This is a genomic window from Plesiocystis pacifica SIR-1, from assembly GCF_000170895.1.
Lineage (GTDB): Bacteria > Myxococcota_A > Polyangia > Nannocystales > Nannocystaceae > Plesiocystis > Plesiocystis pacifica.
In genome coordinates, this window is the sequence record NZ_ABCS01000167.1 from 1 (window position 1) to 12,249 (window position 12,249).

The window sequence follows — 12,249 nt, forward strand, 5'->3', positions numbered from 1 at the left end:
AGCAGGGAGCCGAAGGGCTCGCGCCACGCCGGGCTGCCGCACACCGCCAGCGCGCCGAGGGTCTCGCCGTGGTAGCTGTTGCGCAGGGCCGCGAAGCGCCGCTTGCCCGAGCGCCCGTCCGTCTGCCCGCACAGCACGCGGCGCTGGTAGCTGAGCTTGAGCGCGACCTCGATGGAGGCCGAGCCGCAGTCGCTGTAGAACACCCTCGCCGTGTCGAGCGCGCGCGCCCGATCAGGCGCGCGCGTCGACCCTGCTCACTGAGGCTGGATGCCGCAGGAGTTGACCTCGCTGGGGATGCAGCCGGTGCACTCCCAGCGGAAGTTGTCCAGCAGCACGCCGGTGGCCAGGACGCTGTCGGCCATGTCGGCGATGAAGAAGGTCAGCTCGAAGGTCTCCTCGGGCACGGCCGAGCCACGCGCGACGAACCAGCCGGTGCCGGCGTTGCCCTCGAAGCCGGTGCCCGCGAGCTCGGGGGCGTTGTCCTTGTACTGGAAGGCGCCCGCGTCCTCGAGGGAGGTGATGGTCAGCGGGGCGTCGTTCACGAAGGTGATGTTGCCGGTGTAGCTCTCGGAGGTCGACCAGGCGATGAACAGGTCGTTGTACTGGGTGTTGTACCAGGACGGGAATTCCGAGGAGAAGTAGGCGAAGTCGAAGATGTAGCCCTCGGTGCCCACGGGCACGGTGAGGTTCATGGTCATCCACAACTTGTCGTTGGGGTTGTTCCAGCCGTTGACGACCCAGTGGTTGTAGAGGCTGTCGGAGCAGTCGTTGACCAGGTCGCAGTCCATGAAGGGCGTGCCGCCGGCGCCCATGTTGGAGCCGTACTGAGCCGAGAGCGGCGCCGGGAGGCCGCCGTTGTCCTCGTTTTGGTTGTCGCCGTTGCCGCCCTGCGAGCCGTTTTGCTCGACGACGACGCCCTGGCCGTTGGGCTGGGCGACGACGCCGGTGCTCAGGATGAGGATGGTGCTCGAGGTGTTGGCGGGGATGGGGTCGGGCAGGGGCGTGTTGGGGTCGCCGTCGTCCGGGGGCTGCCAGGCGTCGTCGTTGGCGGCCCACAGCAGGTTGCCGAAGTTGTCGCCCGGGGCCGAGCCGAAGCCGGTCGCCACGCGCCAGGCGTTGGTGTTGTTCGAGTTCATCGTGACGTTGTTGGCCACGACGGTGCTCGTCGGGTCGGCGCCACAGTTGACGCCGATGGCCTCGAAGGCGTCGTTGGTCTGGAAGTCGTCGCAGTCGACGTACTGCGCGGGCGCCTCACAGCCGTTGTTTTGGCCAGTGGTCGAGGTCGTCGTGTCTTCTTCGCCCATGGTCTCGCCCATGGTCTCTTCGCCCTGGGTCTCGCCCATGGTCTCCTCGCCCATGGTCTCTTCGCCCTGGGTCTCGCCCATGGTCTCCTCGCCCATGGTCTCCTCGCCCATGGTCGTCTCGCCCATGGTCGTCTCACCCATGGTCTCCTCGCCCATGGTCTCCTCGCCCATGGTCGTCTCGCCCATGGTCGTCTCGCCCATGGTCTCGCCCTGCTCTTCACCGTTGGTGGTGGACTCGGTGGTGTCCTCGTTGCCGATGGTGTCCGAGCTCTCGTTGCCGATCTCGTCGTTGCCGCCTGCGTCGTTCGTGTCGTCCGCGCAGGCCATCGCGGTACCCGCGAGGCAAGTCGAGAACCCGATCAAAAGAAGTTTCCGCTGCATGCCGAACACTCTGCCATGCTCGAAGCCGAGCATGGCAGCTCGTGTCTCGTGAGTCGGCGAGAAGAGCACGCTACGCTCCGCAGAACGCGCGTAGAACGACGAACGGGGATCGGCGAAGCGCCGACGAAGCACCAACGATTGGGGGGCGTGGCAACGAGAAAGGCGGATGAGCAGGGAGCTCATCCGCCTCGGCTACACCTCGCGGCACGAGGTGTTGGGCTGATCGACTACTGGGGCTGGATGCCGCAGGAGTTGACCTCGCTGGGGATGCAGCCGGTGCACTCCCAGCGGAAGTTGTCGAGCAGGGCGCCGGTGGCCAGGATGCTGTCGGCCATGTCGGCGATGAAGAAGGTGAGCTGGAAGGTCTCCTCGGGCACGGCCGAGCCGCGGGCGACGAACCAGCCGGTGCCGGCGTTGCCCTCGAAGCCGGTGCCCGCGAGTTCGGGGGCGTTGTCCTTGTACGCGAAGGCGCCAGCGTCCTCGAGGGAGGTGATGGTCAGCGGGGCGTCGTTCACGAAGGTGATGTTGCCGGTGTAGCTCTCGGAGGTCGACCAGGCGATGAACAGGTCGTTGAACTGGGTGTTGTAGTAGGCGGGGAACTCCGAGGAGAAGTAGGCGAAGTCGAAGATGTAGCCCTCGGTACCCGCGGGCACCTCGAGATCCATGGTCATCCACAACTTGTCGTTGGGGTTGTTCCAGCCGTTGGTGAACCAGTGATCGTAGAGGCTGTCGGAGCAGTCGTTGACCAGGTCGCAGTCCATGAAGGGCGTGCCGCCGTTGCCCATGTTGGAGCCGTACTGGGCCGAGAGCGGAGCCGGGAGGCCGCCGTTGTCCTCGTTGTTGTTGTTGCCGTTGCCGCCCTGCGAGCCGTTGCCCTCGACCACCACGCCCTGAGCGTTGGGGGCCGCGACGACGCCGGAGCTGACGATCAAGATCGTGCTCGAGGTGTTGGCGGGGATGGGATCGGGCAGGGGCGTGTTGGGGTCGCCGTCGTCCGGGGGCTGCCAGGCGTCGTCGTTGGCGGCCCACAGCAGGTTGCCGAAGTTGCTGCCCGGGGCCGAGCCGAAGCCGGTCGCCACGCGCCAGGCGGCGGAGTTGTTCGAGTTCATCGTGGTGTTGGAGGCGATGACGGTGCTCGAGGCGTCGTCGCCACAGTTGATGCCCAGCGCCTGGAAGGCGTCGTTGGTCTGGAAGTCGTCGCAGTCGACGTACTGCGCCGGGGCCTCACAGTCGGGGTTTTGGTTGGTCGTGGTGGTGGTGGTCTCCTCCTCCATGCCCATGTCGGTGGTGTCGTCCATGGTCTCGCCCATGTCCGTGGTGTCCATGGCGGTCTCACCCATGTCGGTGGTGTCGTCCATGGTCGTCTCACCCATGTCGGTGGTGTCGTCCATGGTCGTCTCACCCATGTCGGTGGTGTCGTCCATGGTCGTCTCACCCATGTCGGTGGTGTCGTCCATGGTCGTCTCGCCCATGGTCTCGCCCTGCTCTTCACCGTTGGTCGTGGTGTCCTCGCCGTTGGTGGTCTCTTCACCGACGGTGTCGGAGCTCTCGCCGACGTCGTCGTCGGCGGTGCCACCGTCGCTGGTGTCATCGGCGCAGGCGAAGGCCATCGCCGTCAAGCAAGTCGTGAACCCAATCAGTAGCTGTCGCTTCATCGCTCCAAGCATGCCGATCGATCACGGCGATGGGGGCGCTAGGTCGCCGTGGAACGCGCGCGCCGACGTGAGGGATCCCCGGGCTCGCGCGCGCAATCTCGCTGGAAAAACCGCGGCGAGTGGAGATGGCCAGCAGATGAGCAAAAACGAAAGGAGCGAGGCTCTCGCCACGCTCCTTTCGTTGGGTCTGACCGTCTCCGCGGTGGGGGTCGGTCAGCCGAGGCTCACTGGGGCTGGATGCCGCAGGAGTTGACCTCGCTGGGGATGCAGCCGGCGCACTCCCAGCGGAAGTTGTCGAGCAGCACGCCGGTGGCGAGGACGCTGTCGGCCATGTCCGCGATGAAGAAGGTGAGCTGGAAGGTCTCCTCGGGGATGGCCGAGCCGCGCGCGACGAACCAGCCGGTGCCCGCGTCACCCTCGAAGCCGGTGCCCGCGAGCTCGGGGTCGTTGGCCTTGTACTGGAAGGCGCCCGCGTCCTCGAGGGAGGTGATGGTCAGCGGGGCGTCGTTCACGAAGGTGATGTTGCCGGTGTAGCTCTCGGAGGTCGACCAGGCGATGAACAGGTCGTTGTACTGCGTGTTGTAGTACGTGGGGAACTCCGACGAGAAGTAGGCGAAGTCGAAGATGTAGCCCTCGGTCTCGACCGGGACGGTGAGCTCCATGGTCATCCACAACTTGTCGTTGGGGTTGTTCCAGCCGTTGGTGTACCAGTGGTCGTAGAGGCTGTCGGAGCAGTCGTTGACCAGGTCGCAGTCCATGAAGGGCGTGCCGCCGGCGCCCATGTTGGAGCCGTACTGAGCCGAGAGCGGCGCCGGGAGGCCGCCGTTGTCCTCGTTTTGGTTGTCGCCGTTGCCGCCCTGCGAGGCGTTGCCCTCGACGACGACGCCCTGGCCGTTGGGCTGCGCGACGACGCCGGTGCTCAGGATGAGGATGGTGCTCGAGGTGTTGGCGGGGATGGGATCGGGCAGGGGCGTGTTGGGGTCGCCGTCGTCCGGGGGCTGCCAGTCGTCGTCGTTGGCGGCCCACAGCAGGTTGCCGTAGTTGTCGCCAGGGGCCGAACCGAAGCCGGTCGCCACGCGCCAGGCGTTGGCGTTGTTCGAGTTCATCACCGCGCTGTTGGCCACGACGGTGCTGCTCGGGTCGGCGCCACAGTTGACGCCGATGGCCTGGAAGGCGTCGTTGGTCTGGTAGTCGTCGCAGTCGAGGTACATCGAGGGCGCCTGACAACCGTTGGGGTTGTCGGTCGTCTCGGTGGTCTCTTCCTCGCCCATGGTCTCGCCCATGTCCGTGGTGTCCATGGCCGTCTCACCCATGTCGGTGGTGTCATCCATGGTCTCGCCCATGTCGGTGGTGTCGTCCATGGTCGTCTCACCCATATCGGTGGTGTCGTCCATGGTCGTCTCACCCATGTCGGTGGTGTCGTCCATGGTCTCGCCCATGTCGGTGGTGTCGTCCATGGTCGTCTCGCCCATGGTCTCGCCCTGCTCTTCACCGTTGGTCGTGGTGTCCTCGGTGGTGTCCTCCTCGCCGACGGTGTCGGAGCTCTCGCCGACGTCGTCGTTGCCGGAGTCACCGTCGGTGGTGTCGTCGGCACAGCCGATGGCGCCAGCGAGGGAGAGAGCCAGACTCGCGGTCAAGACAGTTTGGAATTTCTTCATCATCAGTCAGTTGTCCTCTGCTAGGGGCGTGAAAATTTTGCTGAGCGTGCATCCGCAACGCGTCCCCCCGATGGGCTGCACGGTGTCGTTTTTAGCGTGAGGTGGCTGGAGTAAACAACGAAGAAAGACACTGGCGTTTCTGCCCCGTGGCACCTGGATTCGATCCGGTGGGCGGGCGCGCCGGCCGTGCTGGCCTGGAGCCACTGCGAAGCCCTGTGCGCGGAACGTCTGGGCGTCCAGTTCTGGGCCCAATCGGCCCCATGGCGGCCCTGGGGGGTCGTGGCGCGGTACATGCCTTATGCTCCGCCCGCTCATGCTGACCTACGTCGATGGAGAGTTTTTGCCAGACGAGAACGCCACGATTAGCGTTCGTTGTCGCGCCCTGAACTACGGTCTTGGATGTTTTGGTGGAATTCGCGGCTACATGGATGATGCGGGTGAACAGCTGTACGTGTTCCGCCTCGACGATCACGTCCGTCGCCTCGAGCGGTCCGCCAAGGTCCTGTGCCTGCGCCTGACCGAGGGCCGGGACGCCGTCTACAGCGCCGTCCTCGAGCTCCTGCGCCGCAACGAGATTCGCCACGACATCTACGTTCGGCCCATGGTCATCTCGGGCTCGAACCTGCTGGCCCCGGTGCTCCGCGAGGAGGACTCGAGCACGATCATCTGGTGCATGCCGCTCAAGCGCTACATCGACAAGGACGCCATCGACGTGTGCGTCTCGTCGTGGCGGCGGACCCCGGACAACGCCATCCCGTCCCGCACCAAACCCACGGGAGGCTACCTCAACAGCGCCCTGGCGCGGCGAGAGGCCTACGACAACGGCTACGACGAGGCCATCTTCCTGACCGAGGGCGGGATGGTCTCGGAGGGCAGCGCCGAGCACATCTTCCTGGTCCGCGACGGCACGCTGATCTCGCCCCCGAGCACCGAGGACAACCTCGACGGCATCACCCGGCGCTCGCTCATCACCATGGCCACGGAGGACCTCGGCTACGCCTTCGTGGAGCGCCCGATCGGGCGTACGGAGCTCTACGTCGCCGATGAGATGTTCCTGTGCGGGACCGGGGCGCAGGTCACCCCAGTCCGCTCCGTCGACAAGCGCGTCCTCGGCGATGGCGGCATTGGCCCGATCACGGAGCGCATGTCGGCTCACTTCCAGGACGTGGTCCATGGGCGCGTCGAGGCGCGCATGGACTGGCTGACTCCGGTCTGGGTCTGAATTCGAACCCCCTGCTGGGTGTGGGCTGGAGCACCTTTTGTGGACCAGCCGTCGCTCAGCAGTTGACGCGCGCTCCAAACTCCCAGGAGATCTCTAGGTGGGTGATCCCAAGCTCCAAGCTGGCGGCTCGGCCAGCGACTCGTCCCTGCACCCCATCGTCAAGGCGCGGTGGGGGATCTTGTTGGCCTTCCTGGCACTGTGTGTCTGGCTGATCCCCGGGGTCACGCAGATCCAAAACGACGACGACGTCCTCGCCTTCTTGCCGCCGGATCACCCGGAGGTCGTCAACTTCCACGAGGTCGCCGATCGCTTCGGGATGATGGAGGTCGCGCTGGTCGGGCTCTCGGCCAAGGGTGAGGACCTGCTGACGCCCCAGCGCGTGGCCCAGGTCCGCGACCTGGCGATCAAGACCAAGGAGCTCGGCGGGGTCAAGACGGCGCTCTCGTTCGCCGACTTGCCCAACCCGGTGGTCACCGACGACGGACTGATCGTCGACGCCCTCGTGCCCACGTCGCTGACCGACCCGGACGCGATCCGCGAGCAGGTGCTCGGCAGCCGCGACGCCGTCGGCAACCTGGTCTCCGAAGACGGCGAGGCCGCGGCGCTGCTGGTGTTCTTGCTGCCCCGGGACGGCGACGGGCCCGAGGCCTTCGCCGCGCGGCGCCAGACCCTGGACGATCTGCGCGCCCTGGTCGAGTCCGACTGGGACGGCGAGGCCTACTTCGCGGGCGCGCCCTACGTCGAGATGGCGGCGTCGAGCTCGAGCCGCACGGACATCGAGCGGCTCTCGCCCATCGTCATCGGCGTGCTGGCGATCGCCTCGGCGCTGCTGCTCGGCTCGATCTCCGCCGCGTTCTTGAACCTGCTGGTCACGGGCCTGGGCGTCGCGCTGATCATGGGCGCCCACGGCCGCTTCGAGGAGGCCCTGACCATCGTCAGCTCCTCGACGCCGGTCATGATGGTCGCCCTCGGCGGGGCCTTCGGCGTGCACATGCTCGCGGGCTACCAGCGCCACGAGGGCACCAGCCAAGAGCGGGCCTCGAAGACCGTGCGCGAGCTGTGGAAGCCCGTGCTGATGTCCGGGGCGACGACCGCCGTGGCCTTCTTCGCCCTGGTCGTCATGCCCCAGGTGCCGATGCAGCGCTTTGGCGTGGTCGCGGGCAGCTCCATGCTCTTGCTGCTGGTCATGGCCCTGCTGGTGCTCCCGGCCCTGCTCGCGGTGCTGCCCGACGGCCTGCTCGAGCACCGGCCCGAGCGGCCCCTGCCCATGCCGGGGCAGCCCCCGGGCTGGGTCTTGGTGCTCATCGCCGCGGTCAGCCTGTTCCTGGCCCGGGGCATGAGCGCCGACCCGGACACCGCCAACGTGTTCGATGAGGACAGCGAGGTCCGCGTCGCCAACACCTTTTTTGATGACAATTTCGGAGGTTCGGCCTTTTTGCAGGTCACCGTCGAGGGCGATCTGGGCGAGGCCGAGGTCCAGCGGATGATCCGCGACATGTCCGAGGAGCTCCTGGCCATCGAGGGCGTCGCCGACGTGCGCTCGGTGTTCGAGCCGGTGCAGGTGCTCAACGCGGCCCTCGGCGGCCGCCGGGGCGTGCCCGAGACGACGCCGCGGACCCGCCGGGTGCTGACCTACCTCATCGGCCACCCGGCCATGGCCCAGCTGATGACCGAGGAGGCCGACGGGGCCCTGCTGCACATCAAGCTCGCGCCCATGGACGGGGCCAGGCAGGTCGAGGTGACCGCGGCGATCCGCGAGGTCGTCGAGCGCAACGCCCCCGAGGGCGATCGCATGCGCGTGGCCAGCACCTCGGCGCCGGCCGTGGCCGAGGTCCGCGACGCCAAGGTCGGCGCGGCCCTGGCCCGCCTGGCCGAGACGGAGGTCGACGTCGCCGCCCTGCGCAGCGGCAAGACCAAGGCGCCCAAGGCCCTGGTCGCCAAGGTCACCGCGCTGCGCGACGAGCTCGACGATCCCGACGAGGGCATCTTCGCCGTCGACATCCCCGACGCCGAGATGACGGCGATGACCGTCGACGACCTGCTGAGCCTGCGCGGCGAGAAGCTCGAGCAGTACATGCGCGACAAGCTGCCCACGGCCGTGGCCGAGGACCCCGAGGGCATCGCCCCGGCGGCCAAGCACCTCGGCCAGTGGATCGACGAGGAGAAGGGCAAGTACGAGGTCGAGGGCTGGTGCGCCACCTTGGGCATCGAGGAGCGCTGCGAGGAGCTGCTGCCCCGCCTCGGCGAGCTCAAGGACGAGGAGTGGCGCGTGGCCGCGAGCGTCGACGTGGGCGACGCGGAGGTCCGCGAGTTCGACGTCCGCGTGCGGCTCACGGGTCAGCCGGTCATCGGCCAGGCCTTCGCCGAGTCCGTGACCACCTCGCTGTGGCAGTCGACGATCGTCTCGATCCTCGCCCTGTCCGTGGTCCTGCTCATCGCCCGCTCGCTCTTCGCCCTGATCCCGGCGCTGTGGACCCTCGCGTTCTCGGCGGGGATCATCGCCCTGCTCGGTCACCCGATCAGCGTGGGCACCTCGATGATCACCTGCATCGCGCTGGGGGCGGGGGTCGACTTTGCGATCCACCTCGGCTTTCGGGCGCGGCAGTACGAGCGCGGCGCGGGTCAGCGCGCGGTCAAGGAGCTCGGCGCGGTCGTCGTGATCAGCGCGGTCCAGCTCGCGCTGGCCTTCTCGGTGCTGCTGTTCTCCGAGATGCCGCCCTTGCAGCAGTTCGGCATGGGCTTGTCGATCGGCCTGATCGGCGCCGCTTTGGGTGCAGTGTGGTTCACACCCATGTTGCTCCGCGACCCCAAGGACGCCGGCTCAAAGCCGAGCTCTGGCGGCGATCCAGACGGCTCCAAGGCCAAAGCCGACTCGTGACCAAAGCTGCGCACCAAGGTGCGCGCTGAAGGCGATTCACCCTGGCCTGGAGCGAGGCCGCGCGGGCTCGCTCATGGTGCTGTGATCCCGATCACCGCTACGGGCTCGAACACCGTCCAGAGGCTGAAAATCGGGCGGAAAAATAGAGAATAGGCAGTATCGGTCGGCGTCCAAGGCCCGCGTGACCAGCCTCGGCCCCCCGCCGTAGCGTCGGTCATCCGACACGAGCTAGACCCGGAGTTCCCATGAAGCCCTCGACCGTCCTGTCCGCCTTCCTCGTCTGTGCCCCCGTCGCCCTGGCCATCGTCACGCCTCCCGCCGTGGCCCATGCCGCCGACGGAGCCGCCGTGCTCAAGAAGCTCGACAAGGACGCGTCCGTGTTCGCCGACACCAGCTACGTCGCGACCATGGACATCTACAAGAACGGCAGCAAGCGCAAGACGCTGAAGTTCGACATGGTCATGAAGGGCCTCGACAAGCAGTACATCAACTTCACGGCCCCCGGTGACGTCGCCGGCATGAAGGTGCTGATGTCCGGGGACAACATGTGGATGTACAGCCCCGAGTTCGGCAAGGTCCGCAAGGTCGCCGCGCACGCCCAGAGCCAGGGCATGTTCGGCAGCGAGTTCACCACCGAGGACATGGCCAACGCCAGCCTCGGCAAGCACTTCGACGCGAGCATCGACGGGACCTCGGGCAACGAGACCACGCTGACGCTGACGCCCAAGGCCGAGTACCCCAGCAGCTACTCCAAGGTCGTCATCGTCATCGACAAGACCAAGGGCGGCGTGACCAAGCTGACCTACTACGACGGCTCGGGCTCGGCCGTCCGCGAGCAGACCCGCAAGGGCTGGGCGAAGGTCGAGGGCCACCGCATGCCCACCAAGATCAGCATGAAGAACCTCAAGACCGGGGCCGAGACGGTGATCACGCTGTCCGACGTCAAGGTCAACCAGGGCGTCGAGGATGCCCTGTTCTCCAAGCGCACGCTGCTGCGCTAACCCTCCTGCACGACGTGACCCCTGCCGACTCGCTCCTCTCCCTCTTCCTGATCCTCGGGCAGCCGCCGGCCGACTCGCCGGCTGACTCGGTAGAGCAGGGAGCTCCCGACGCGTCCAGTCCCAGTGACTCGGGCGCGTCGTCCGTTTCCGACGCGCCGGCGGACGGGGACGCGCCCGCGGCCGAGGACCCCGCGGGCGATCCCGATTCTGACGAGGAGGCCGACGCCGCGATGATGGACGCCTTCTTCGGCGGAGGCGGAGGCGAGGACGACGGGGGGGGCGAGGCCGCGGCCCCGGGCGAGCAGGGCGAGGGCCCCGAGGAGGTCGTCGAGGGCGGCGAGAGCACCGAGACCATCGTCGGCGGCACCGACATCGCCCCGGCCGAAGACCTCGACATGAGCGACATCTTCGGCTCGGAGGAGGACCTGTCCGAGATCCCCGACATCGAAGAGGTCGCGCCCACGGCCGGTCCGGCCACGGGCTCGGGCCTGTTCGGCGGCAAGCTCGACTTCCGCGCGCGCATCGTCAGCAGCGTCTACGTCGACATCGACAACCTCTACCAGGGCTCGCGCTGGAACCCCGAGCAGCCGACCTTGGCCGACAGCGTCGCCCCGCCCTCGGCCTTCAAGGTCGGCAACGCCATCCCCCGCGGCACGGTCAGCCGCAACGAGAACCGCCTCGAGTTCTCGTTCTCCTACGAGCCCAACGAGCACATCCGCATCGTCGGCGACGTCGAGCCCGTGTTCCTGGGCGTGTCGCAGGTCAGCGGCCTCGACGACCTGGCCTCGCGCCAGCTGCTCACGCCCTTCCACGTCGAGTCCGACGCGGCCTACGTCGGCATCTACGACGCCCTGCCCAACCTCGACATCAAGATCGGCCGGCAGATCGTCGTGTGGGGCACGGCCGACAAGTTCAACCCGACCAACAACATCAACCCCGACGACCTCGAGGACCGGCCGATCTTCACCGAGCCGATCGCCAACCAGATGGTCGTCGTCGACTTCTCCCCGCTGCAGGACAAATTGTGGTTCCAGGGCGTCTACGTGCCCCTGTTCTACCCGGCCCTGCTGCCGCCCTCGGCCTCCCAGGCCCTCGGCGACCCGCAGACCCCGGTCTACTTCGCCGAGCAGTCCGACCGCGACAAGCTGACCTTCCTGCAGGGCTTCATCACCGCGAACGCCCAGTTCAACCCCCGGGTCAGCACCCAGGTCGAGCAGCCGCCGGTCAACATCATGAACGGCCAGGCCGCGTTCAAGATCGGCTCGCGCCTGGGCCCCGTCGACTTCAGCGCGTCCTACTACTACGGCTTCCACGACATCCCCATCCCCCTCGAGACCCAGTCCGAGAGCCTCGCGCCGCTGACCGACGACCCCGTCGACGGCTACTGGTTCGCCTCGGACGTGACCCTGGTCTACCCGCGGATGCACGTCGCCGGCCTCGACTTCGCCGCGCAGGTCCCCTTCCTCGACGACCTGGGCCTGTGGGCCGAGGGCGCGCTGATCTTCCCGGTCCAGGACTACGACTTCCACGTCGAGATGCCCGTGCCCCTCGACATCACCCCCGACGACGGCGTGGCCAACCCGGTGACCGAATTCACCGGCGCCATCGTCAAGAAGCAGCCCTTCGTCAAGGCCACCGTCGGCACCGACTACACCATCGGCAAGCACGTCTACGTCCAGGCCCAGTACCTGCGCGGCATGATCGACGACTTCGGCGCGGGCAACATCGGCAACTACATCCTCGCCGGCAGCGACCTGATCTTCTTTGGCCGCCACCTCATCTTCCGCGTGTTCGCCATCACCGAGCTGCCCAGCCAGCGCGGCGTCGACCCGAGCACGGTGATCGCCCCGAACATCATCATGGTGCCGCCGTGGGGCTACGTGACCCTCGAGCTCGGCGGGTTCGCGGCGATCGGCAAGAACACGACGAAGTTCGGGCAGACGGCCACGGGCTCGTCGATCGCCTTCTTCAAGGTCGCCGGCGCGTTTTAGCCTTCTATGCCCCCGCAGGCGCTGAGGACCGGGGACGCTTCGTCGCTATCCGCTCCTCCGCTTGGGCTTGTCCTCAAACTCGTTCGTGCCTTCTAGGGGGCATGTGGTCGCCCCCTGAGGGGCGTTTGTTTGGCGGGGGTGAGGAAGCGTTGTTTGGCG

The 12,249-nt window shown here is 67.2% G+C and carries 8 protein-coding genes; 4 read left to right on the plus strand and 4 right to left on the minus strand.

Annotated features, from left to right (window positions below):
- From PPSIR1_RS39690 to PPSIR1_RS50995, 4 genes are all read right to left on the minus strand, one after another.
- Nucleotides 1-203: aminotransferase class III-fold pyridoxal phosphate-dependent enzyme (locus PPSIR1_RS39690; protein WP_006976968.1), on the minus strand; the 203-nt coding region annotated here is incomplete at its 3' end.
- A 51-nt stretch (nt 204-254) separates the two neighbouring features.
- Nucleotides 255-1,631: a choice-of-anchor L domain-containing protein gene (locus PPSIR1_RS50985; RefSeq protein ID WP_006976969.1), complete on the minus strand. Its 1,377-nt coding sequence runs from the start codon at nt 1,629-1,631 to the stop codon at nt 255-257.
- A gap of 281 nt (nt 1,632-1,912) precedes the next feature.
- Nucleotides 1,913-3,340 (minus strand): choice-of-anchor L domain-containing protein, encoded by a 1,428-nt coding sequence (locus tag PPSIR1_RS50990; protein ID WP_269744754.1) that lies wholly within the window; start codon nt 3,338-3,340, stop codon nt 1,913-1,915.
- A gap of 224 nt (nt 3,341-3,564) precedes the next feature.
- On the minus strand, nt 3,565-4,977 hold the full coding sequence (locus PPSIR1_RS50995; protein ID WP_006976971.1) for a choice-of-anchor L domain-containing protein: 1,413 nt from the start codon (nt 4,975-4,977) through the stop codon (nt 3,565-3,567).
- A gap of 334 nt (nt 4,978-5,311) precedes the next feature.
- Between PPSIR1_RS50995 and PPSIR1_RS39710 the strand changes: the two genes are divergently transcribed.
- The 4 genes from PPSIR1_RS39710 (at nt 5,312) to PPSIR1_RS39725 (ending at nt 12,090) form a co-directional block, all read left to right on the plus strand.
- Nucleotides 5,312-6,220, plus strand: a complete 909-nt coding sequence (locus PPSIR1_RS39710) for a branched-chain amino acid transaminase (RefSeq protein WP_045117676.1) — start codon at nt 5,312-5,314, stop codon at nt 6,218-6,220.
- A 97-nt stretch (nt 6,221-6,317) separates the two neighbouring features.
- A complete protein-coding gene (locus PPSIR1_RS39715) occupies nt 6,318-9,098 on the plus strand; it encodes an efflux RND transporter permease subunit (protein ID WP_006976973.1) in 2,781 nt (926 codons plus the stop codon).
- Between the two features lie 245 nt (nt 9,099-9,343).
- Complete coding sequence (locus PPSIR1_RS51000) at nt 9,344-10,099, plus strand: outer membrane lipoprotein-sorting protein (RefSeq protein WP_006976974.1); 756 nt, start codon at nt 9,344-9,346, stop codon at nt 10,097-10,099.
- A 14-nt stretch (nt 10,100-10,113) separates the two neighbouring features.
- Nucleotides 10,114-12,090: a hypothetical protein gene (locus tag PPSIR1_RS39725; protein WP_006976975.1), complete on the plus strand. Its 1,977-nt coding sequence runs from the start codon at nt 10,114-10,116 to the stop codon at nt 12,088-12,090.
- The last annotated feature ends 159 nt before the right edge of the window (nt 12,091-12,249 follow it).

Bases quoted from the DNA above. Each gene is read 5' to 3' on its own strand.
- PPSIR1_RS50985 (WP_006976969.1), bottom strand. From the start codon at position 1,631: ATGGCCTGCGCGGACGACACGAACGACGCAGGCGGCAACGACGAGATC.
- PPSIR1_RS39710 (WP_045117676.1), top strand. From the start codon at position 5,312: ATGCTGACCTACGTCGATGGAGAGTTTTTGCCAGACGAGAACGCCACG.
- PPSIR1_RS50990 (WP_269744754.1), bottom strand. From the start codon at position 3,340: ATGAAGCGACAGCTACTGATTGGGTTCACGACTTGCTTGACGGCGATG.
- PPSIR1_RS51000 (WP_006976974.1), top strand. From the start codon at position 9,344: ATGAAGCCCTCGACCGTCCTGTCCGCCTTCCTCGTCTGTGCCCCCGTC.